Origin of the sequence: Kaistella chaponensis (assembly GCF_900156725.1) — a bacterium.
Classification (GTDB): Bacteria; Bacteroidota; Bacteroidia; order Flavobacteriales; family Weeksellaceae; genus Kaistella; species Kaistella chaponensis.
Window position 1 is genome coordinate 144,023 of record NZ_FTOI01000006.1, and the last position, 22,165, is coordinate 166,187.

Here is a 22,165-nt window from a genome sequence, read left to right on the forward strand (position 1 = left end):
AAGGATGCCGTTTCGATCAGGGCTAAAACTTCAGATATTTTGTCAATTTGCTTTTTTTCAGTTAAAAAAAGTTTCTAAATCTTCTAAATTTTTCTTCTCATTTCCTACGAAAATTTCTTTGTCAGTAAGGAAAACCGGTCGTTTCAAAAAAGAATAATGTTCTAAAATTAGTTTTTTGAAATCATCTGCTTTTAAAGATTTCACATCGATGTTTTGCGCTTTAATTTGCGTTGATCGTCTGCTGAAAAGCGCTTCGTACGATTTTATTTTTTCAAACATTTCCGACAATTCTTCTTCCGAAATCGGTTCGCTTTTAATTTCCCGAAATTCCCAATCGGAAAGATCAAATTGCTTCAAAATTTTGGTACAAGTTCCGCAGGACTTTAGATAAAAGACTTTTTTCATGATTCAAATCTACCAATAAATTAAAGATTTCAAAAATTAATGAATATCTTTATTTATTAATAAGAATTTATGCAAAATAAAACAGTTTTTCAGTTTATATCCGAACCGAGCGATGTCAATTATGGCGGGAATGTTCATGGCGGAAGTGTAATGAAATGGATCGATCAAGCGGGATATGCGTGTGCAAGTTCTTGGGCGTCGAGTTATTGTGTGACGGTTTATGTGGGTGGAATCCGGTTTTATTCGCCTATCAAAATTGGACATATCGTAAAAGTGGAAGCAGAAGTCATTTACACCGGAAATACAAGTATGCATATTGCAATCAATGTTTTTTCGCGCAATATCAAAAGAAAGGATTTCGAAAAGAAAACGCATTGCATTATCGTTTTTGTAGCGGTTGATGATGAAGGAAATTCTGTAGAAGTTCCGAAATTTCTTCCGACCACCGATCAAGAAAAACAAATGGAACAATACGCGATCAAACTCATGGATCTACGGAAAAAAATTGAGGATGAAATGAAACCTTTTATGTAAAACCCGCGATATTTAACGAGAATTGACTCTCAAATAACTAAAAAAATCTCTTTCTAAATTTATCGAAACAGATTTTTTTTGATCAAAACCCCGGAAAATTTTCAATTTATTTTCAACAGTATCTTTTAATCAGTTTATAAATTTCAAACCACATTACAGAAAGAATCGCAGCAGATGTTGCTGTCAAAAGTTGTTCTACATTAAGAGCAGTCATCTTGAAAAAATTTGAAACTGGAGCGACATAAAGGATTACGCCCAGAATAAATAAGGTTAAAGAAGTGATGATCACCAAAAGAATATTTTTATTCCTAAAACTTTCAAACATCGAATAGTAAAAAGAGCGGTTCGCAAAACTCAGCAAAATATTGGCAAATATTAAGGTCGTGAATACCATTGTTCGCGTCATTTCTTCATTTCCTCCATGGAGGAAAGTCATTTGATAAACAAACAAAACGGCGGCTGCAATTACCAATCCTTGAATGATGCTTACAATTAATTCGCGCCAAGTAAGAAAGGTTTCAGTAATCGGTCGTGGTTTTTGCAACATGGTGTTTTTTTCCATAGGTTCGCTTTCGTACACGATTGAACAAGTTGGACCCATCACCAATTCTAGAAAAATAACGTGAACTGGCGTAAAAATTTGAGGGAAAACCCAACCCAAAAACAAGGGCAGAGAAACCGTCAGAATAATCGGAATGTGAATGGAAATAATATATTGAACCGCTTTTTTAATATTCGTATAAATTCTACGTCCTGCAGCAATTGCGATGACGAGTTTTCCCAAATCATCGTTGGTTAAAATAACCGAAGCCGCAGTTTTCGCAATTTCAGTACCTTTTTCACCCATTGCAACTCCGATGTGTGCAGCTTTCAAGGCAGGTCCATCATTCACACCATCACCAATCATCGCCACAATCTCGCCGTTTTTTTTCAAAGCTTCTACCAATCGTAATTTAGTTTCAGGAAACATTCTCGTAAAGAGTACTTTTTCTTGTGCGATTTTCCTCAATTCCGCCTCCGGAAGGTTTGTTATTTCATCGCCATTCACGGGAACTGATTTATTTGGAATTCCGGCCTGTAAAGCAATGCTTTCGGTGGTTTGAGCATTATCTCCGGTAATGACTTTAATTTTTATTCCAGCTTCAGCGATTTGTCGGAAAACATTTTGAATATCTTTTTTCGGTGGATCATAGAAAACGACAAGACCTAAAAACTCAAATTGTATTTCCTGCTGTTTCAAAGGAAATTGCTCACCTTTAAAATTAGATTTTGCCACGCCTAAAAGTCGGTATCCTTTTTTGCCATAAAAATCCATCTGTTTCCGGATTGCATTTTTTTGATCTTCAGAAAGGTCGCATTCATTAATTATGGCTTCTGGAGCTCCTTTCGCCGCAATAATTCGGTCAGCTTTATCATTTTCAAAAATATGAGTCATCATTGGTGGTTTGCCTTCCAACGGATATTCATGAAACATTTTAAAATAAGGCCGTAAATCTTTCGGTTGAGTTTTCGAATAAATTTCGTGGAGTGTTTTTTCCATTGGATCAAATGGTACCGGTTCGCTGCTCCACATTGCATATTGTAAAATTTCTGAAATTACCGCCTCAGAAAATTCGGCTTCATTATAACTGCGGTCACTTTTAAAATCATAAACCGCTTTTAAATGCATGGAATTTTCAGTAATCGTTCCGGTTTTATCCGTACAAATCACGGTTGTACTTCCTAAAGTTTCTACAATACTGCTTTTCTTGATGATGATTCCTTGCTGCATTAATTTCCATGCTCCAAGTGCCATAAAAGTGGTAAAAGCGACGGGAATTTCTTCAGGAAGAATCGACATCGCCAAAGTGAGACCATTTAATAATGAATCCACAACATTTCTCGTATGATAATAATTTACAGCACAAACTGAAATAAAGACGATAATTCCTATAATCGCCATATACTTCAAAAAACGCTCGATCTGAATTTGAAGCGGTGATTTTTCAACTTTAATCGAAAGAATTGATTCCCCGATTTTACCCAGCTTTGTTTCCTTTCCTATTTTCTGTACCTCGAAAACAGCCAATCCTGAAACCGTAGAAGTTCCGCTGTAAACTTGTTTATCGCTCGACTTATTATCTTTGAATACAGAAAAACTTTCGCCTGTAAGCGATGATTCATTGACTGAGAAATCATTGCTGTGAAGGATGATTCCGTCTGCATTGATCATTTTTCCTTCCTCCGTAACGCATAAATCTCCCACTGCAATTTCATGGGTAGGAATTTCTAAAATCTTATTATCCCGAATGACTTTGCTTAAAGGTTCATTGAGTTTTTCTAAAGCTTCCAACGCTTTTTTACTTCGGTTATCCTGAAAAAAAGAAATTCCTGAAACCACAACAATCGCCAGTAACATAAAAAGTGACTCACCAAAATTGCCAACCACGAAATAAATAATCGCAATGATGATCAATAAAATTAACATCGGTTCCCGAAAAATATCAAGCAGGAGTTTGAGCCAACTTGTTTTTTCTGTTTTGTTCAATTGATTGTACCCAAATTTTTCACGGGAAATTTGAATTTCAGCTTCTGTAAGACCTTTGAAATTTTTCGGAACATTGAAATCCATAATCGTAATTTTACGTAATAAAGGTAGTGAAAATGTAGCGGGAGACTTGACCTTTTTCGCAGAAATAATTGCGCGCCATCATTTAAATTTGTTGCGATTTTAAAGATATTTCAAACACTTTATTTCTATATAAAATTTAATAATTGAAGAAATTCCACCTTCACCTTTGAATCTATTTTTAAAACAGAACGTTCTCAAAAAAATAAGAATTTAAACGCATTGTTTTTCCCACAAAAAAACTCCTTTCATGACTGAAAGGAGTTTGCTTTATTAATGTTTTGCAATTTTATCTCGCAATATTCACCGATCTCGTTTCGCGAATTACGGTAACACGAACTTGACCTGGATAGGTTAATTCATTTTGAATTTTTTCTGAAATATCGTAAGAAAGTTGCGCAGATTTGTCATCGCTCACTTTTCCGCTTTCTACCATTACCCGAAGTTCTCTTCCTGCCTGAATTGCATAAGCGCTGGAAACTCCGTCGAAACTTAGTGCAGCAGCTTCCAGATCTTTTAATCTTTGGATATAGGATTCTAAAACCTGTCTTCTTGCTCCTGGTCTTGCTCCTGAAATCGCATCTGCAACCTGAATAATTGGGGAAAGCAAGCCAGTCATTTCTATTTCATCGTGGTGCGCTCCGATCGCATTGATCACTTCTGGACTTTCGCCATATTTTTCCGCCCACTGCATTCCTAAAAGTGCGTGTGGAAGTTCGGATTCCTGCTCTGGAACTTTACCGATATCATGCAGCAAACCGGCTCTTTTTGCCAATTTTACATTCAATCCTAATTCTGCAGCCATGGTTGCGGCAATGTTGGCAACTTCTCTGGAGTGTTGCAATAAGTTCTGGCCATAAGAAGAACGGAATTTCATTCGTCCTACGATTTTTACCAATTCTGGGTGAAGTCCGTGCACACCAAGATCAATCACTGTTCTTTTACCAACTTCGGTAATTTCTTCTTCGATTTGTTTTTTGGTTTTTTCTACAACTTCTTCGATTCTTGCTGGGTGAATTCTACCGTCGGTTACCAATCGATGCAGGGAAAGTCTTGCGATTTCTCGTCTTACAGGATCGAAACATGAAAGCAAAATTGCTTCGGGAGTATCATCAACAATGATTTCTACGCCAGTTGCTGCTTCCAAGGCACGAATATTACGACCTTCTCTACCAATAATTCTCCCTTTAACCTCATCAGATTCAATATTAAAAACAGATACCGAATTTTCGATAGCTTGTTCTGTACCAATTCTTTGAATGGTTTGAATGACGATTTTTTTGGCTTCTTGTTTCGCATTTAGTTGCGCTTCTGCCATAATATTTTGCACATGAGACTGAGCTCTTGTTTTCGCTTCAGCTTTCAAAGCTTCTACCAATTCACTTTTTGCATCATCTGCAGAATAGCCAGAAATTCTTTCTAACATTTCCACTTTTTGTGCAGTTACCGAGTCTAGTTCCTGCTGTTTTTTCTCTAAAACATCTTCCTTTTTTGCATAATCTCCCATTTGGCGTTCTAGGTCTTTTTCTAGTTTACCTGTTTTGCTGAGATCATCATTGAGTTTCTGTTCTTTGTCTTTGATTCTTTTTTCTGAATCCTGCATTTTACGTTCTCGGAGCTGAATATCGGCATCATGCTGAGATTTCAGTTCCATAAATTTTTCTTTGGCTTGCAAATGCTTTTCTTTTTTAATGGATTCTGCTTGTACAGTAGCTTTTTCCAAAAGGTTATCGGCATTTTTCTTTGCATCTTCTACAATGAATTTTGCTTTAGCATTCAGGGAGCTTTTGGAAAATAACATTCCGATTACTGCTCCTAAAATGAGGCAAACAACGCCTATTATAATTGCTGTTGGTGTCATATATGTTTAGTTTTATAGTTCATAATAGTATTTTTATTTTACGGAGTGTTTTAAATTTTGTAGCACTCTCGTTTTATTTTAAGTTTAATTACTTTTAAAGGATGATCAATGCGAAAAAGTTAATTATCAGTCCAAAAAAAAGCCCACAACAGTTCAAGATATAGAGTAAACTCCTTATCAACACGATTTGAACTTTTTTTTATTTTCTGTAATCCGAGCAAGTCGGCGCGCCATTAAATAAACATTCGTTCGGCAATTGTATAGCGTTGAGTTTACCTGTAATGTGTTAGAACTATTGTAGGCAGTTGTTGTCTGGAAAAGAAAAATCTACTTTTCCAGCTCCTCCAACATTTGATTAATCTGTATTAATCTTTCGTTGGAAGCATTTATATTTTTTTCGTTCGTGATGTGTGAAACTTCCGCATTGGTTCCTAATTTTAAGGCACACATTGCTAAAGCATCTTGTTTATCTCTCACGTCAAAATTCTGTTCAAAATCTTTAATCATCGCTTCAATTGTTTTACCAACTTTCCGAAGCGTTTCTTCTTCTGCGGCGGGTACATTCAGCGGGTAATTTCTTCCGGCAATGTTGATGGTAATTCTTCTTACTTCCATTACAAACCGCTGTTTTGAAGCTCTGCAATACAATGATCCACTTCTTTGATTAACTTGTTGATATGATTCTTCATCAATCGGTTATGGTCGGGATTTCCTGATATTGCTGAATAAAGTTTAATATTTTTATGTTCTTCTGCTAAAACCTGATTGTTTTTTTTTTCCTCTTCGTATTTCTTCTTCAGTTCAGCATGCTCTTGGGATAATTCTACAAACGCTTCGGTAAGATTTTGGTAGTTTTTTGTTACATTCAAAATCCTCTTCTCTAAAACCGAAAAATTGTTATCTAAATCTTTGAGCATTTTCAGGCTTAATTAATTCTAACTAATGAGCAAAAATATAAAATTTTAATTTGAATTGATGGATTATTCGGCAATAATTTCCGAATTTGTTGAAATAAAAAAAGAGAAAGCGCTGTTCACCTTCTCTTTTGTAAATATTTGGAGAGTAATTACTCGAATTTGAGGACAAACATAAAGGCACGGGTTTTTGCGCTCGAGATTGCAGCCGTCCAATAAGGAGGTGTCTCGGAGTTATCTCCCACCATTTCATCATTCATCATAAAGGTTCCACGGAATCCTGGAGTTAATTTAAATCTGCTGAAATAAAACTGAATTCCAATTTCTGCAGACCACGCAAAATTACTTGTTGTAGTACGAAATAAACCTTGCGAATTATCATCCGGTGCAGAACTGTTTGATTGAAGATTCATCATCCAGTTGATTCCTGCAGCAGCATACGGACGGGAATTGTACCATCGATCGCCATGAACTTCGACCAAAAGCGGGAAATCTACATACGTTGATTTTACTGTTCTTAATTGATCAGCGTCGGTAAGAGTTCTTGGTGTAAAAGGAGCATTTGCAGGAGTTCCTGCAGCAAATTGACTGTTGGTTTGGGTATCGAAAAACACTTCACGTTCTACGAACTGCAATCCTGGTTCTAACCTCAAATCGAAATTATCATTTAACCGAAATTTCCCGATAAGTCCTGCGCCAAAACTATACGAAGATTTGGTTTGTACGAGGCTTTTTTGCCCACTCATTCCAAACCGTGGGTCGAGAACTAATTTGTAGTCAAAATTATTTGCAGCAAGATAAAAACCATAACTGAATTTCTGATTATCGAATCCCTCCAAATTATCCATTCGGTCTTTGGTACGAAAAAGCTGAGCATTCACAATTGTTGCAAAACCAATTGCTACAATGATATTCGTTTTCAATACTATTTTCCACATATTATTTGGTTGCCTTATAAATTGTCGCGATGCCGAAACTTAATTTTTTAAATTCTACGCTTTTAAAACCAATATTCAAAAGGATATTTTTCATTTTATCTCCATAAGGAAACGCATTCACCGAATCTGGAAGGTAGGTATAAGCTCTGTTATCTTTAGAAACTAACCTGCCGATTTGGGGCAAAATATTTTTAAAATAAAATTGATAAAATGGCCCTAAAAACCCTTCAACTTTTGAAAATTCAAGAATATAGACGCTTTTATTTTCCTTTACCACTCTTCTTAATTCTGCTAATCCTGCTTCAAGATTTTCAAAATTGCGAACTCCAAATGCAACGCAAACCGAATCAAATTTATTGCTTTCGAAGCGCAAATTTTCAGCATCTCCTTTTTCCATGCTGATTTGGTCGTCTAATTTAAGTTTTTTAATTTTATCAATACCTACGTTGAGCATAAGCTGCGACAAATCAAGACCAATCACTTTCGCACCGGTTTCTTTCTGCACTGCAATCGCTAAGTCAGCGGTTCCTGTAGCAACATCGAGAACTTCTTTCGGTTCGTCTTTGTTCATCCATTTAACCAAAGTATTTCTCCAAAGCACATCGATTTTCATTGAAAGAACGTGGTTCAACAGATCATATTTCGGAGCGATATTATCGAACATCTCCTCTACTTCTTTCTTTTTACCGGCTTCGGTATTGTAAGGGGTAACTTGATTCAAAATACTTTATTTAAAATTTATAATATTCTTTATAGTAAGCTAAAAAATCCTGTTTGCGGAAGATTTTACTTCTTGATTCTACTTTCTGCACATTTTTTATCACCTTATCATAATCTTCATTCGTGTTATAATAAAAATCATCAGTGTAGAGTTGATTAAAAAGTTTGGGTGCATTCACGTAATTTTTACCGTCGATTTCAGTGGCTTTTCTTGACGTAATCAGCGAATCCTTATTTAAATTGTAGCCATAAAACTGCTCATTAATATAATAATCCTGATGTGCAATATTGATTAATCCCCTGATTTTATTGACTTGAAAAGCCGAATCATACAGTAATTTCTTCTGTGCATCGAAGACTTTGATTTGGTTTTTACCTTTTTCAAGATCAACTTCTACAGTTTGTCCAGCCGCAATAATCCCTTCCTTACCCTCATTAATTTTAAAATAAAAAGTATTTGAGGAAGGATTATCTACTAAAAAAGTATTTTTTTTCGCCAAAAACAAAAAGTAAATTCCAAAAGCAGCAATTACGGTGAAGAGGGAAATTAATAAACCTTTTGTGGATGCACTGATTTTCATAAAGTTGTTCTAAAAAAACTTTTGCAAATTTAATAATAATTTTGTTTAAAGAGCATACCATATTAATTCTTAACTTTGCCTTAAATTTTTCAAATTAAAACATGCCCAATACAATCATTATAGGTTCCGGAAGTTATCTTCCGAGTACAATCATCGGCAGAGAATATTTCAAAGACTCTGTTTTCTACACTGATGAAGGTGAAAAAATCGACAAGCCTAATGAGGAAGTTATTCAAAAGTTCGTAGAAATTACAGAAATTGAAAACCGACGTTATCTTGAAGACGATGAATTTAATTCTGATTTAGGTTTTCGTGCCGCAGAAGAAGCCATTATCGATGCCAAAATCAACCGGGAAGATCTGGAATACATTATTTACGCCAGTAATTTCGGGGAAGTAAACAAAGATGGTATGACGAATTTTATGCCTTCGATGTCTGCAAGAGTAAAAAACAAACTCGGAATTAAGAACAGAAAATGCGTGAATTACGACATGATTTTTGGTTGTCCAGGTTGGGTTGAAGCCATGATTTTAGCAGATACCTTAATCAAAGCAAAAAAAGCAAAATTAATATTGGTCGTTGGTTCAGAAACACTAAGCAGAGTTACGGATCCTTTTGACCGAAACAGAATGATTTTTGCGGACGGAGCCGGAGCAGTTGTTGTACAAGCTACAGACGATGAAACGGTTGGAATTATTGCCGATTCTACCATTTGTGACAATGATACTGAACTCAATTTCCTTGAAAATTCGCCTTCATTGAAAAAAGATGAAGACCGAACCAAACTTTATATTAGAATGCATGGTAGAAAAATCTATGAATATGCATTGAAAAACGTTCCAGACGCCATCAAAGAAACGATTGATAAAGCAGGATTGACTTTAGACGATATCGACAAAGTTCTTATTCACCAAGCGAATGCAAAAATGGATTACGCGATGATTTCCAGATTGCACAAATTATACGGAAAATCAGATTACGACCATGCCATTTCTCCCATGACGATTCAGGAATTGGGTAATTCATCGGTGGCAACGATTCCTACCTTGTTTGACCTCATTCGCAAAGGTAAAATGGAAGGACATTCTTTTAAGGAAAAAGGAAATATCGTTTTTACTTCTGTAGGCGCCGGAATGAACATCAATGCGATGGTTTACAGGTTTCCCTAAATCCCATCATTAAAATAGACAAAAGCACAAAAGATCATTTTGTGCTTTTTTAATTTAGCTCTATTTTTGGCCTTTACAAAAACATTTCAAAAGTTTTTTCTCCACGGTAATATGAATATACAAAGAAATTTTCTCATTTTCACAGGACTTATTTTCCTTCTGGAATTTTACATTTATCAAGCTTTTAAAACCATCACCTCCAATTCAGCATTGCGCATCGGATATTGGCTAATAACGGTTTTGGTCTATGGTTTTTTTATTTATGAACTGCTAACTTTTAAAAAATCAGACCGCGATCATCATCGGATTCAAATTGTTACTTCCGTATTTTTAATTTTCATCCTGCCAAAATTCTTTGTTTTATTTTTTTTATTGGCAGAAGATTTTTTCAGAATATTGCGATATGGCTTATCTTCTTTTACGCCAGAAGTCAATCACTTTCCGGAACGAAGAAAATTTTTGAGTCTAATCGGTTTAGGGAGTGCTGCAATCTTGGGCGTCCTTTTTATTGATGGAATTATTTTCGGAAAGTACCGACACCGCATCAGAAGAGTGAAACTAAAAATCGCGGGATTGCCCGCAAGTTTCAAAGGATATAAAATTATTCAGATTTCAGATGTTCATAGCGGAAGTTTTTTCGATCCAGAAAAATTGCAGAAAGCCATCAATTTAATGAATGAGCAAAACGCTGATATCGTTTTATTCACGGGAGATATGGTCAATAATTACGCAGAAGAATTTAAACCTTTTGTCCCCTTATTTTCTACCATTCAATCAAAAGACGGAAAATTTTCTATCCTCGGAAATCACGATTACGGCGATTATGGAGACTGGAAATCGCCCGCAGAAAAAGCACAAAACATTCCCAATCTGATTGCTTTGCAAAAAGAGGCAGGCTTCGAAATGTTAAGAAACGAGCATCGAATTATCGAAAGAAACGGTGAAAAACTCTATATTTTGGGGGTTGAAAACTGGGGCGAAAAACCTTTTCCCCAATATGGAGATTTAGACAAAGCTGCAGACGGAGTTCCCGCAAATGCCGCAAAAATCTTGATGAGCCACGATCCAACTCATTTCGATGAGATCGTAAAAAAACATCCTTCAAACGTACAACTTACGCTTTCTGGACATACTCATGGAATGCAATTTGGCCTCGATTTGAAAAATGTTCGTTGGTCACCCGTTCAGTTCAGGTACAAAAAATGGGCAGATTTGTACGAAAGTGAAGGGAAAAACCTCTATGTAAATCGCGGTTTTGGCGTTATTGCATATCCTGGAAGAGTCGGAATGGATCCCGAAATTACCTTAATTGAACTGATTTAATTTAACACTTTAGAAGCAATGACCACTTTTAGAAAAGCTAAGGTAAATGACATTCAGTTGATTCGCGATTTGGCTGAAAAATCTTGGAAAAAAGCGTATCTCAACATTATTTCTTTGTCACAAGTTGAGTATATGTTAGAAAAAATGTACTCTACCCAAGAAATTTCTTCGCATTTAGCGAATCCTAATTATCACTATTTCATTGTTGAGCAAGATTCCACTCCTGCTGGTTTTATCGGTTTTGAATATCAATATGAAGAAAACACGACCAAACTTCACCGCATTTATCTTTTGGAAGAATTTAAAGGAAAAGGATTGGGCAAAAAAGCACTTCATTTTTTGAAAGAAAAGGTAGCAGAATCTCGTGACCATCGAATTATTTTAAATGTGAATATAAAAAATCCTGCAATAAAAATATACGAATCCCAAGGTTTCGTAATATTTCACAAAGAAGCCTTCGATATTGGAAACGGTTATGTGATGGATGATTATCTAATGGAATTTATTCTTGATTAGTAAGTCGGTCAGCTAAAAAATTCAATTTGCATTTTTTTTGGTACGGTTTTAGGTAAGTTCAAGCTATAACTTAAAAATTTATAGAGATGACACGTACTAATTTACTTTCGAAGATTCAGTTTCTTGCTTTAGCAGTAGTTGCAAATTTCACCATAGTTCTTATAAAAGCTCAGGAAAAAACACCCGATTTAAAAGTTGATGTAAATGTAAACAAAGGGGAAAGTATGATGGGTGGAGACTTGATGAGTAATCCACTGGTTTGGATCATCGGAGCTTTGGTTTTAATCCTCATGATTGCATTGGTTGCAAGAGGAGGTGGAAATAAATAAAAAATTTTTCAGTACATAAAAAAGACCCGGAAAAATCTTCCAGGTCTATCTTTTTATCATGAAGTTAAAGTACGTTTAACTTTATAGTGATTGTGCTTTTTGGTACGCGTTTTCTATTCCAGCTAAATTTTTACCGCCCGCTGTTGCAAATCCGGGATTTCCGCCACCGCCGCCTTGGATTTCTTTTGCTAACTCTTTTACGATATTTCCAGCGTGGAATTGCGTTTCTAAATCAGCAGAAACTCCAACAGTGATCATCGGTTTTTCGTCGGCGTCAGAAATGATTACGATGACAGAATTCTGAACATCTTTCTTTAATTGGAATACAATATCTTTTACACTTCCCGCATCTAATGAAACTTTTTTCACTAGCAAATTTTTACCGTTCTGCTCGATAAAATCATTTTTCCAGTTTGCGGTTTCGCCTTTCGCTTTTTCTTTTTTGAGAGACTCTACTTCAGCTTTCAAAGCGGTATTTTCATCCATCAGTTTTTGCACAGACTTGGACAAATCTTTCGTTTTTAACAAAACAGAAATTTCCTTCATCTGGCTTTCTAGAGTAGCAAAATATTCTGAAGATTTATCGCCAGAAATTGCTTCAATTCTACGGATTCCGGCTGCAGTTGAGCTTTCATTCTGAATTTTAAAATGACCGATTTCTCCAGTTGATTTCACGTGAGTTCCGCCACACAATTCTTTGGAAGAACCGAACTGAATCATTCTCACTTTGTCGCCATATTTCTCACCAAAAAGTGCCATTGCTCCTTTCTCAATGGCTTCTTTCATTGGAATGTCGCGAAACTCCTGAAGTGCAATATTTTCTTTAATTTTTTGATTGACTTTATCTTCCACCAATTTCAAATCTTCCTCATTAATTTTAGAGAAATGAGAGAAATCGAAACGCAAATATTCCGGACTCACAAAAGAGCCTTTTTGTTCCACATGCGTTCCTAAAACCTCTCTTAAAGCTTCGTGCAACAAATGCGTTACTGAGTGATTGGCTTGAGAATTTCTTCTTTCAGACGCGTTTACTTTTGCATAAAAAACTGCACCTGCATCTTTCGGCAAATCTTTAATTAAAGAAACAATCAGATTATTTTCTTTTCTGGTTTCTAAAACTTCGATGATTTCTGTGCAATCTTTAATGTCAAAAACACTTGGTTTCGATAGATCAAAACCTTCCGTATAACTTGGAATTAAAATTCCTTTATCACCAATTTGTCCACCACCTTCTGGATAGAAAGGAGATTTAGACAAAACGATTTGGTAAAATTCGCCATCTTTATTTTCAACTTTTCGGTATCTTGTGATGTAAGTTTCAGTTTCTAATTGGTCGTAACCTACGAAAGATTCTGTTTTTTCTTCGAGAACAACCCAGTCGTATACTTTCTGCGCTGAAGATTTTTTGGAACGCTGTTTTTGCTTTTCCATTTCTTCATCAAATCCTTTTTCATCTACAGTTAACTGTTTTTCTTCTGCAATAATTCGCGATAAATCCGCTGGAAATCCATAAGTATCATACAATTCGAACACCGCAGCTCCGGGAAGTGATTTTTCGTTTTTAGAAAGGGTTTCGTTGATAATCAGATCGATTCTTTTCAAACCGTGTTCAATGGTTTTGAGGAAAGAAGTTTCTTCTTCTTTGATCACTTCTGTTACCAGTTTTTCTTGCTTCACCAATTCTGGAAAAAAGTCGCCCATTTCATTTCTAAGAACAGCAACCAATTCAAAAAGGAAAGGTTCTTTAATTCCTAGAAAACGATAAGAATAGGAAATTGCTCTTCTCAAAATCCGACGGATTACATAGCCTGCTCCACCGTTGGAAGGCAACTGTCCATCGGCAATCGCAAAAGAAACCGCTCGAATATGATCGACCAAAACACGGATTGCAATGTCTTTTTCGTCTTCTAAAAAGCCGGTATATTTTTTTCCTGAGAGTTCTTCTACTTTAGCAATTAAAGGCGTGAAAACATCAGTATCATAATTGGAACTTTTTCCTTGTAAAGCCATACATAAACGTTCGAAACCCATTCCGGTATCAACATGTCGTGCTGGTAATTTTTCTAAGCTTCCATCGGCTTTTCTGTTGAATTCCATGAAAACCAAATTCCAAACTTCCACCACTTGCGGATGATCGTTATTGACCAAATCTAAACCAGAAACTTTGGCTTTTTCTTCCGCTGATCTAATATCGACATGAATTTCTGAACACGGACCACATGGTCCACTCTCCCCCATTTCCCAGAAATTATCTTTTTTATTTCCGTTGATAATGCGGTCTTCCGAGATATGAGCTTTCCAGAAGTTATAAGCTTCGGAATCACGATCCAAATTTTCAGAAGCATCACCTTCAAAAATAGTGACGTATAAATTTTCTTTCGGGATTTTATACACTTCGGTCAACAATTCCCACGCAAAGTCAATGGCTTCTTTCTTAAAATAATCGCCGAACGACCAATTACCAAGCATTTCAAACATGGTGTGATGATACGTATCACGACCTACATCATCCAAATCATTATGTTTCCCGGAAACTCTCAAACATTTTTGCGTGTCTGCAATTCTGGATGCTTTCGGATCTTTATAGCCTAAAAAATAGTCTTTAAACTGCGTCATTCCAGAGTTAGAGAACATCAATGTTGGGTCATCTTTCAAAACAATTGGTGCGGAAGGAACAATGAGGTGTCCTTTTTCTTTAAAAAAATCGAGAAACTGTTTTCTTATTTGTTGTGAGGTCATCATAGATTGGGCTTTTTTGCGATTGGCTATAGCTTTATTAGAAGTTCGCAAATTTAATGATTTTGAAATGATTATGAAATATTGATTTGGGCAATTATTCAATATTCACTGATAAACTTTGTTCCCCAATATCGATTGGCAAAATAAAACCCAATTCATTGCAATCTCGTATATAAAAACGCAAGTATTTCTGACCGAAATTATAAGATGACCTTGATAGAAAATTACTTTTGGGTTCTTCTGATTTCAGCCTGATATTTGCATTTCGAAACTAAATTGAGTTCAAATAATTATGAATAAAAATAATAAGAAAAAAATGAAAAATATTTTAACACTCTTCGCATTTATCTTTGGAGTTAGTGTTTTCGCAGTGACTACTTTATCCTGCAACAAAGCTAAAATACAGACTGCCAAAGAAAATAATACAAAAGAAACGAATATGGAAGGTAAGAACATTAAAGAGATTTATTTCGCAGGCGGATGTTTTTGGGGAACCGAACATTTGTTCCAATTAATTAGAGGCGTTGTTGCCACCGAAGTTGGATACGCGAATGGAAAAATTAAAAACCCAACTTATGAGCAGGTAATCAGTCATACGACTGGGTTTACAGAAGCGGTAAAAGTAAAATATGATGCAGATCAGGTAGATCTACCACTCTTGATCAATATATTTTTTAAATCCATTGATCCTACAACGATTGATAGACAGGGAAATGACAGAGGAGACAATTACAGAAGTGGAATTTATTCTACCGATCCCGAGACGGAAACCATTGTAAAAACCGAGGTCGCGAAATTGGCAAAAAATTACAAAAAGCCGGTTGTCGTGGAAACAATTCCTTTGAAAAATTTCTACAAAGCTGAAGATTATCACCAAGATTATTTGGAAAAAAATCCAGGTGGATATTGCCACATTCCGCTTTCCGTGTTTGAAGAAGCAAAAAATGCAAATCCGCTTCCAAAAGCAAAATAACACATTCAAGGTTGTCGAAAGGCAGCCTTTTTTATTGAAAATATCCTGCTGATTTCGCATGGAGTAAAGAAGATCACCTTGAAATTCAGCACAAAAAAATCCGTCTCAAACAGAATACGGATTTTTTGGAATACGAAATGTATTTTTATTTTTTTTCTAATGCTTTAATTAAAATCTGAATATTCACCTCATCTTTAATTAATCCATTTGCAAGTGGCATTTGGAATTTCACACCGAAATCTTCACGCATAATATCTTTCGGTTCCGTGGCAATACTTATTTCGCCTTCTTTAACCAAAACATTCGCATTAAATTGCACCGGTTTTGTAATTCCTTTTATGGTTAAATTACCATCGAGTAAGGTGTTGTAATCTCCTTGGGAATTTGGCGTTACTTTCGTAATTTCATAGGAAGCTGTAGGAAATTTATTGGTCTCAAAAAAATCGTCACTTTTCAGATGTCCATTGAATTTATTTAAATTTTCTGCATCATCTTTTAAATCAACAGAAGTCAAAGTGCTCATATCGGCTACGAAATTTCCGCTTTCTAGTTTCCCGTCTTTTACCGTAACATCACCACTTTCGAATTTAATCGTTCCAAAATGACTGGTGTTTTCGGTTTTCAAAACTTTAAAACCTTTCCATTCGATTCTACTGTTCAATGTATCCAACTCAAAAATGCTTCCTTCAGTAGTGATGGTAGATTCATTAGCTTGACTCGACAATGGTTTATCTTTCCCACAAGAAACCACGATCATTCCGGCACAAAACGCACCTATAATTAATAATTGAACTGCTTTTTTCATTAAAAATCTTACTTTTTTATTGTTTGGCTAAAATAATAAAAATATTCCTATTTAAGACAAATATGTTATTTTTGCAGGATGCTACTGGAAATAAACAATTTATTTTTCTCTCACTCTCCTGAAAACAATCTTTTCCGCAATTTCAACCTTAAAGTTGAAGAAGGAAAAACGATCGCGTTGGCTGGAGAAAGTGGTTGCGGAAAATCTACCTTATTAAATTTAATCTACGGTTTACTCGATTCGGATAAGGGTGAAATTATTTTTCAAGGCAAACCAATTTTAGGACCAAAAAAAAATCTTGTTCCCGGAGAAGATGACATGAAATTGGTGGCACAAAACTATGATCTAATGCCTTACTCAACTGTTGCAGAGAATGTGGGCAAGTTTATTTCTAATATAAACTTAGAAGCAAAAAAGGAAAAAGTTCAGGAACTTCTTACCGTCGTTGGATTAGAAGAGTACGCCTCTATTTTGCCCAAATATTTGAGCGGTGGTCAACAGCAGCGTGTTTCTATTGCACGAGCACTTTCGGTAATGCCCAAACTTCTTTTGCTGGATGAACCATTTAGTAATCTTGATTTTTCGCGAAAAATAGAACTGCGCGAAAGATTGTTCAGATACGTCAAGGAAAAAAATATTTCATTGCTCATCTCTACACACGAAATTCAGGAAGTGATTCCGTGGTTGGATCAGATCATTGTGTTACAGGAAGGAAGGCTCATTCAAAACAACAACGCAGAAGAAACGTATAATACACCTTATAATGCGTATGTTGCGAAACTTTTCGGCGAAGTCAATATTTTTTCTGAGGATGAAAAATCGATTTTTGATCTTTCTAAAAATTTTTGGTATCCGCATGAAATCAAAATTTCAACTACTGGGAAAGAAGCGAAAGTTGTAGAAAGCCGTTTTGCGGGAAGCCATTTCTGGAATAAAATTTCTGTAGAGGACAAAAACCTGATCATGTACACGCCAGAAAAAATAGAAGGTTCTATTCACATTGAATTTGAAAAGAAAAAAGAAAAGTAAGCATCATCCGATCGTGGGAATGAACACTTTACTTTTCTTTACACTTTTTTATTGAGCAAATATTTCTTAACTTTGATAGAGAAAAAGTAAGGAAATTTTTGGTTAATTCTCTTTCTACCCCAAAGACGAAATTAGTATGATTGATTCATACAATGAGTCTTCGAAACGGAACCCTGTCCAAATTTTTCCTTTTTTTTATGCTTTTTTCACAAATTCCGATTTCAAGGCCATTGAGCCAAATCCATCAATTTTGCAGTCGATATTGTGATCAGAATCAGGGCGCAATCTGATGTTTTTTACTTTTGTTCCTGCTTTTACAGGTTTCGGTGCTCCTTTTACGGGTAAATCTTTCATCACGATTACCGAATCTCCGTTTTGCAATTCGTTACCATTCATATCTAAAATGTTGTTGGAATTACTTTCCTCTTTTGGATCCCATTCGTTGAAACATTGAGAACAAACTTGTAAATTGTCTTGTTCGTAGGTGAATTCTGATTGGCATTTTGGGCAGATGATTGGGTCGGTCATGGGATTTATTTAATTTTTCAAATTTACGATTTTATATTTACGATTTGTGAATTACGATTTACGTATTCAATTATACTATTTTGAATGAAAATATATGATTTCTGTTGTGATTTGCGAAAAAATATTCTAATTTCCGCGAAACATTGTTGCATTTTTATTAATTTTAAAGGCAAATAGCTGTTATTTATTTATAAAAAAGTCTTTTACTCAACAGATAATTGATTTGAAATAAAAAACAGCATGATTGACTTAGAAAAAAAACACAATAACACTAAATTCTGATGATGAGAAAAATTTTATTCTTTGTTTTACTAAGCTGCTTTGCTTTTGGGCAAGATAAGAGGATTGATAGTTTGAGGAATAAATTGAAAAATTCAAAAAATAAACATTTTGAGTTATTAAATTTACTGGCGTGGGAATATACCGCCATCAATCCGGACTCTGTTGTTCATTATAATGAGCTTTCAAAAAAACATATCAAAAACGAAAAAGAACGCGGACAATATTTTGTTCTTAATGCTACGACCAAATTTTTAACAGGAAGTCTTGCAGAAGCAGAAGCAGAAGCCAACCGAAGTTTACAGATTAGCACAAAAGAGAAAGATTATGGCTCTATCGGAGCCTCCTACAACATATTAGCAAAAATTAAAAGTATGGAAGGGGATTTTAAAAAAGCAGAAGATTTTTCAGAAAAATCTTTTGTGAACACTTCCAAAACAAAAAATAAAGAAAGGATATTACGAAGTCTTATTAATTATGGCTCTTCTTTGCTTCAAAACGGAAAAACAAAAGAAGGCATCGATATTTATAAATCTGCAGAGAAATATTTTTACAAAGGCAGTGAATTTGAACAAGGGCATATATATTTTAATTTAGGTCGTATTTTCCTTGATAAAAACGATTTTCAAAGTGCAATTTCTTATTTAGAGAAAGCTGAAACGAAACACAAGCAGATAAATTTTACTCAAAATTTATTCGATATTTATTTTACTTATGCAGAAATTTACACAGACTTAAAAAACCAACAAAAAGCACAACTTTATCTTAAAAAAGCTAAAGTTGTTACTCGAAACGATTTGGACGAATCTGACTTGCACTTCATTACAGCACAATTAAATTATAATTTTGGTAAACTAGATATTGCGAAAATGCACTTGGAAAAAGCAATTTTCATTAATCAAAATGAGCAAGATTATTCACGACTCGGAGAAGACTATTTATTAATGGCACAAACGCTGAATGCCGGTAAAGATTTTTCAAACGCTGATGATTATTTAAAAAAGGCAATTGCACTATTTAAAGAAAATAATGAATCTGAAAATTTACGTCAATCGTATGAGAAGATTATTCCTAATTATTTTCAGAAAAACAATCAGAATGAATATGCAACTTATTTTTCTGAATATCAGAAATTAAACAGTGAGCATCAAAAAAAAGAGAAAACACAGGCATTATATGATTTGGATAAAAAATACCAAACAGCCGAAAAAGAGGCTCAAATAAAATCCCAGCAATTAGAATTAGAAAAAGAAAAAACCAACAGAAATTTTGCGATTTCTGGAGTCGCATTCTTGCTATTACTTTCAAGTGGAGGATTTTTATTTCTAAGAAACCGCCAAAAACAAAAAGAACTTCAAAATCAAAATACTTTGCTCAGTTTGCAACAAAACCTCAACGCGATGGAACTTCAAAGCCTGAATAAACAATTGGATCCTCACGAAATCAAAAATTTGTTGGCAAGTATTTCACCAGAAATTCAGGAAAAAGCGCCAGAGTCTTATCGGAAAATGTTGAAATTATTTAACATCACAAAAGCGAGTTTGAACAACCATTCTTTAACGGAAAGTATCGAAATACAAATCCAGCAAATTGAAGATTTCTTGAGTTTGGAAAAAATGATGCTTTCTGAAAATTTTGAATATTCTGTCGAAAATAAAATTGAAAATAAAGAATTGCAAATCCCAAGATTGATGCTAAAAAATTTGGTAGAAAACTCCATAAAACACGGCATCAAAGGAAACGGCGGATTGGTAAATGTTTCGATTCTTGAAAAAAATAATTTTATTACTATCATTGTCGATGATTCCGGAAAAGGGAGAAAACACGCGATTTCATTGGACAGCGGAATCGGAACTTCAACGTATCAAAATTTGTTTGCCACACTTAATCAAAAAAATAAAGAAAACGCCACATTTGAAATCATCGATAAGGAACAAGGGACGAAAGTGGAGGTGAAAATTCCGATTGATTATAAATACAACTAAAAACTATGAATTATAATTACATTATCGTAGAAGACAATCTCGGCAGTCTTCAAAATCTACAAGTGTCTTTGAAATCTTATAAAAATTTTAAAGAAATTGGCATTGCAAATACTTTGTCTCAAGGGATTTCTTTGGTGCTTTCTGCAAAACCTCATATTGTTTTTCTGGATGTGCAATTGGGAGATGAAAATGGGTTTGATTTGATTAAGGAAATCCGACAATTTACTTCCGAAATGCCATTTATTATTATGACTACCGATTTTGATAAATATGCAAAAAAAGCGGTCAACCACGATGTTCTTTATTTTCTAGACAAGCCAATTGACCCAGACGAATTGGTGATTGCGCTTCATAAATTTGAAAAGAGATTTTTGGAATTGCAAAATCATATCACAATAAAAAACACGGAAGGTCATTTTTTCATGCAATTGGAAGATATCAACTACATACAATCGGATAATAATTGTTGCAGGATTTTCAAAAAAGAAAATACCCAAATGTTTGTTACAAAGACTTTAAAAGAAATTGAAAGTATTTTGCCATTTCCTTTTATCAGAATCCACAAAAGTTATATCGTGAATGCGAAACACATTCAAATGCTAAACACCGCAAAAAAGATGTTAAAATTAAACACTTTCAATACGGTAACTAATGAATTTATAGAGCTTCCGATCAGCGATTTGTATATGGAAAACGTAAAACAGACCTTACTTACCGCAAAGACCAACTAAATATTTTTGGCAACTCACTCAATAAATTGCCTAGCTGAGTATAAAGACTTTATAACTCACTATTTTTAGTGTAATCCTCTGTTTTTCAGGGGGTTTTTTGTTATATTTTTGTTAAAATTAATTAACTATTAAAAAAAATTATGAAAAAAAAGATACAAATTTTATTTTTTGCTGTATTTGCAGTATTTCAAGTTGAGGGACAAATTGAAAAAATTTCATTTGAAAATTCAGAAGGATATGTAATTGGAAATATTAATACACAAAATCAATGGGTAGAATCTTCCTCACAAAACACAAATTACAATAGTTCAAAAATTACAAACTCTCGATCGTCAGAAGGAAGTAATTCTTTACAGTTTAAATATTCAAGCACAGATCATGGTGGTTTTATTCCAACATCTTATGTATATAAACAACTAAGCAATAGCTACAGTAAATCAAGATTCTCTATTGACTTTTATCTTTCGAGTACATCTGCTAAGAATATGCACATTGGTTTGTTTACTTCTAACGGTAGTTTAGTTGCAGATTTCTTCTTTTCAGATTTTAGCAATTTTATTGGAGTGTATAATCCTGAACATGGTCAATGGTATTCAATAGGAAATCAACCAATCCTTAGAAATCAATGGGTAAAATTAGCTTTTGAAATAGATAAAGTAAATAAAAAAGTGAAATATTTTGTAAATGGTCAACAAATATATATTACTGCCAATTTAGTAGCTACTGAATTTAGTAGACTCGATATAGATTTTACTGACACTTCTTCTCTGAATTTCTTTGTTGATAACATAATGCATGAAAATTTAGTTGCAATGTCAGTTGATAATGATGCTAAAAATCAATTACAATTTTACCCAAATCCCACAAAGGATTTCATCTCCATAAAAAATGACAGAACAGAAAGTTTTGCTTATCAAATTATAGATGCATCAGGAAAAATTGTAAAAAAGGGAAAAGCAAAGACTGAGGAGAGAATTGATGTGCGGGGATTGGTGAAGGGGAATTATGTGTTGCAGATGGAGATTGAGAGTGGGGAGAAGCTAAGCCTGAAATTGATAAAAAACTAAATGTTTTTTTTAAAACAAATAATGAAAACACTTATTAAATATATCAATATTCTAAAGATAAAACTTAAAAAACACTTATTAATTAAAGGACAAATTTAAAAATTCAACCAAGAATTTTTCACTATTAAAAA

21 protein-coding genes are annotated in these 22,165 nt (G+C 34.5%); 10 read left to right on the forward strand and 11 right to left on the reverse strand.

Translation table 11 applies throughout. From position 1 onward, the window contains the following. Positions 1–57: 57 nt before the first annotated feature. Positions 58–405: an arsenate reductase family protein gene (locus BW932_RS08050; RefSeq protein WP_076386976.1), complete on the reverse strand. Its 348-nt coding sequence runs from the start codon at positions 403–405 to the stop codon at positions 58–60. 69 nt (positions 406–474) lie between these two features. Between BW932_RS08050 and BW932_RS08055 the strand changes: the two genes are divergently transcribed. Beyond that, positions 475–939: an acyl-CoA thioesterase gene (locus BW932_RS08055; RefSeq protein ID WP_076386977.1), complete on the forward strand. Its 465-nt coding sequence runs from the start codon at positions 475–477 to the stop codon at positions 937–939. Positions 940–1,051: 112 nt separating this feature from the next. Here the strand turns inward: BW932_RS08055 and BW932_RS08060 are convergent, their stop codons facing one another. The 7 genes from BW932_RS08060 to BW932_RS08090 form a co-directional block, all read right to left on the reverse strand. Beyond that, positions 1,052–3,550: a cation-translocating P-type ATPase gene (locus BW932_RS08060; RefSeq protein ID WP_076386978.1), complete on the reverse strand. Its 2,499-nt coding sequence runs from the start codon at positions 3,548–3,550 to the stop codon at positions 1,052–1,054. Between the two features lie 286 nt (positions 3,551–3,836). After that, positions 3,837–5,408, reverse strand: coding sequence for a ribonuclease Y (gene rny, locus BW932_RS08065; RefSeq protein ID WP_076386979.1), 1,572 nt, complete (start codon positions 5,406–5,408; stop codon positions 3,837–3,839). Between the two features lie 327 nt (positions 5,409–5,735). Continuing rightward, positions 5,736–6,023, reverse strand: coding sequence for a cell division protein ZapA (locus BW932_RS08070; RefSeq protein WP_076386980.1), 288 nt, complete (start codon positions 6,021–6,023; stop codon positions 5,736–5,738). Beyond that, positions 6,023–6,325, reverse strand: coding sequence for a hypothetical protein (locus BW932_RS08075; RefSeq protein WP_076386981.1), 303 nt, complete (start codon positions 6,323–6,325; stop codon positions 6,023–6,025). The genes BW932_RS08070 and BW932_RS08075 overlap by 1 nt, the downstream gene beginning before the upstream one ends. Positions 6,326–6,474: 149 nt before the next feature. Continuing rightward, positions 6,475–7,260 carry a type IX secretion/gliding motility protein PorT/SprT gene (gene porT / locus BW932_RS08080; RefSeq protein WP_076386982.1) on the reverse strand — a complete coding sequence of 262 codons (786 nt, stop codon included), beginning with the start codon at positions 7,258–7,260 and terminating at the stop codon, positions 6,475–6,477. A gap of 1 nt (position 7,261) precedes the next feature. Beyond that, entirely contained in the window at positions 7,262–7,981 is a 720-nt protein-coding gene (gene ubiE, locus BW932_RS08085) for a bifunctional demethylmenaquinone methyltransferase/2-methoxy-6-polyprenyl-1,4-benzoquinol methylase UbiE (protein WP_084566477.1), read from the reverse strand. A 10-nt stretch (positions 7,982–7,991) separates the two neighbouring features. Then, entirely contained in the window at positions 7,992–8,561 is a 570-nt protein-coding gene (locus tag BW932_RS08090) for a hypothetical protein (protein WP_076386984.1), read from the reverse strand. A gap of 101 nt (positions 8,562–8,662) precedes the next feature. On the opposite strand from BW932_RS08090, the gene BW932_RS08095 reads away from it, so the two are divergent. The 4 genes from BW932_RS08095 to BW932_RS08110 all read left to right on the forward strand — a co-directional run bounded on the left by BW932_RS08095 (position 8,663) and on the right by BW932_RS08110 (position 11,898). Further along, positions 8,663–9,730, forward strand: coding sequence for a 3-oxoacyl-ACP synthase III family protein (locus BW932_RS08095; RefSeq protein WP_076386985.1), 1,068 nt, complete (start codon positions 8,663–8,665; stop codon positions 9,728–9,730). A gap of 111 nt (positions 9,731–9,841) precedes the next feature. Continuing rightward, a complete protein-coding gene (locus tag BW932_RS08100; protein WP_394333204.1) occupies positions 9,842–11,053 on the forward strand; it encodes a metallophosphoesterase in 1,212 nt (403 codons plus the stop codon). An 18-nt stretch (positions 11,054–11,071) separates the two neighbouring features. Further along, positions 11,072–11,569, forward strand: a complete 498-nt coding sequence (locus BW932_RS08105; protein ID WP_076386986.1) for a GNAT family N-acetyltransferase — start codon at positions 11,072–11,074, stop codon at positions 11,567–11,569. A gap of 86 nt (positions 11,570–11,655) precedes the next feature. Further along, positions 11,656–11,898, forward strand: a complete 243-nt coding sequence (locus tag BW932_RS08110; RefSeq protein WP_076386987.1) for a hypothetical protein — start codon at positions 11,656–11,658, stop codon at positions 11,896–11,898. Positions 11,899–11,979: 81 nt separating this feature from the next. Here BW932_RS08110 and alaS read toward each other — a convergent pair whose 3' ends face one another. Next, positions 11,980–14,637 (reverse strand): alanine--tRNA ligase, encoded by a 2,658-nt coding sequence (alaS, locus tag BW932_RS08115; protein ID WP_076386988.1) that lies wholly within the window; start codon positions 14,635–14,637, stop codon positions 11,980–11,982. A gap of 316 nt (positions 14,638–14,953) precedes the next feature. Here alaS and msrA point away from each other — a divergent pair, with 316 nt between their 5' ends. Beyond that, positions 14,954–15,610, forward strand: coding sequence for a peptide-methionine (S)-S-oxide reductase MsrA (gene msrA, locus BW932_RS08120; RefSeq protein ID WP_084566480.1), 657 nt, complete (start codon positions 14,954–14,956; stop codon positions 15,608–15,610). Between the two features lie 145 nt (positions 15,611–15,755). Here msrA and BW932_RS08125 read toward each other — a convergent pair whose 3' ends face one another. After that, positions 15,756–16,415, reverse strand: coding sequence for a YceI family protein (locus BW932_RS08125; protein ID WP_076386990.1), 660 nt, complete (start codon positions 16,413–16,415; stop codon positions 15,756–15,758). A 78-nt stretch (positions 16,416–16,493) separates the two neighbouring features. Here BW932_RS08125 and BW932_RS08130 point away from each other — a divergent pair, with 78 nt between their 5' ends. Further along, positions 16,494–17,444, forward strand: a complete 951-nt coding sequence (locus BW932_RS08130; RefSeq protein ID WP_076386991.1) for an ABC transporter ATP-binding protein — start codon at positions 16,494–16,496, stop codon at positions 17,442–17,444. A gap of 195 nt (positions 17,445–17,639) precedes the next feature. Here BW932_RS08130 and BW932_RS08135 read toward each other — a convergent pair whose 3' ends face one another. Then, entirely contained in the window at positions 17,640–17,972 is a 333-nt protein-coding gene (locus tag BW932_RS08135) for a zinc ribbon domain-containing protein YjdM (protein ID WP_076386992.1), read from the reverse strand. Between the two features lie 365 nt (positions 17,973–18,337). Here BW932_RS08135 and BW932_RS08140 point away from each other — a divergent pair, with 365 nt between their 5' ends. From BW932_RS08140 to BW932_RS08150, 3 genes are all read left to right on the forward strand, one after another. After that, on the forward strand, positions 18,338–20,236 hold the full coding sequence (locus BW932_RS08140) for a histidine kinase (protein WP_159436424.1): 1,899 nt from the start codon (positions 18,338–18,340) through the stop codon (positions 20,234–20,236). 5 nt (positions 20,237–20,241) lie between these two features. Further along, positions 20,242–20,967 (forward strand): LytR/AlgR family response regulator transcription factor, encoded by a 726-nt coding sequence (locus BW932_RS08145; RefSeq protein ID WP_076386994.1) that lies wholly within the window; start codon positions 20,242–20,244, stop codon positions 20,965–20,967. A 140-nt stretch (positions 20,968–21,107) separates the two neighbouring features. Beyond that, entirely contained in the window at positions 21,108–22,034 is a 927-nt protein-coding gene (locus tag BW932_RS08150; protein ID WP_076386995.1) for a T9SS type A sorting domain-containing protein, read from the forward strand. Positions 22,035–22,165: the final 131 nt, after the last annotated feature.

What these genes read in the sequence shown, in the direction of transcription:
- BW932_RS08100 (WP_394333204.1), top strand. Translation starts at nt 9,842, where the DNA reads ATGAATATACAAAGAAATTTTCTCATTTTCACAGGACTTATTTTCCTT.
- BW932_RS08050 (WP_076386976.1), bottom strand. Translation starts at nt 405, where the DNA reads ATGAAAAAAGTCTTTTATCTAAAGTCCTGCGGAACTTGTACCAAAATT.
- BW932_RS08070 (WP_076386980.1), bottom strand. Translation starts at nt 6,023, where the DNA reads ATGGAAGTAAGAAGAATTACCATCAACATTGCCGGAAGAAATTACCCG.
- BW932_RS08145 (WP_076386994.1), top strand. Translation starts at nt 20,242, where the DNA reads ATGAATTATAATTACATTATCGTAGAAGACAATCTCGGCAGTCTTCAA.
- BW932_RS08110 (WP_076386987.1), top strand. Translation starts at nt 11,656, where the DNA reads ATGACACGTACTAATTTACTTTCGAAGATTCAGTTTCTTGCTTTAGCA.
- msrA (WP_084566480.1), top strand. Translation starts at nt 14,954, where the DNA reads ATGAAAAATATTTTAACACTCTTCGCATTTATCTTTGGAGTTAGTGTT.
- BW932_RS08095 (WP_076386985.1), top strand. Translation starts at nt 8,663, where the DNA reads ATGCCCAATACAATCATTATAGGTTCCGGAAGTTATCTTCCGAGTACA.
- BW932_RS08055 (WP_076386977.1), top strand. Translation starts at nt 475, where the DNA reads ATGCAAAATAAAACAGTTTTTCAGTTTATATCCGAACCGAGCGATGTC.
- BW932_RS08150 (WP_076386995.1), top strand. Translation starts at nt 21,108, where the DNA reads ATGAAAAAAAAGATACAAATTTTATTTTTTGCTGTATTTGCAGTATTT.
- alaS (WP_076386988.1), bottom strand. Translation starts at nt 14,637, where the DNA reads ATGACCTCACAACAAATAAGAAAACAGTTTCTCGATTTTTTTAAAGAA.
- BW932_RS08060 (WP_076386978.1), bottom strand. Translation starts at nt 3,550, where the DNA reads ATGGATTTCAATGTTCCGAAAAATTTCAAAGGTCTTACAGAAGCTGAA.
- BW932_RS08090 (WP_076386984.1), bottom strand. Translation starts at nt 8,561, where the DNA reads ATGAAAATCAGTGCATCCACAAAAGGTTTATTAATTTCCCTCTTCACC.
- BW932_RS08125 (WP_076386990.1), bottom strand. Translation starts at nt 16,415, where the DNA reads ATGAAAAAAGCAGTTCAATTATTAATTATAGGTGCGTTTTGTGCCGGA.
- BW932_RS08075 (WP_076386981.1), bottom strand. Translation starts at nt 6,325, where the DNA reads ATGCTCAAAGATTTAGATAACAATTTTTCGGTTTTAGAGAAGAGGATT.
- BW932_RS08105 (WP_076386986.1), top strand. Translation starts at nt 11,072, where the DNA reads ATGACCACTTTTAGAAAAGCTAAGGTAAATGACATTCAGTTGATTCGC.
- rny (WP_076386979.1), bottom strand. Translation starts at nt 5,408, where the DNA reads ATGACACCAACAGCAATTATAATAGGCGTTGTTTGCCTCATTTTAGGA.
- BW932_RS08135 (WP_076386992.1), bottom strand. Translation starts at nt 17,972, where the DNA reads ATGACCGACCCAATCATCTGCCCAAAATGCCAATCAGAATTCACCTAC.
- BW932_RS08130 (WP_076386991.1), top strand. Translation starts at nt 16,494, where the DNA reads ATGCTACTGGAAATAAACAATTTATTTTTCTCTCACTCTCCTGAAAAC.
- porT (WP_076386982.1), bottom strand. Translation starts at nt 7,260, where the DNA reads ATGTGGAAAATAGTATTGAAAACGAATATCATTGTAGCAATTGGTTTT.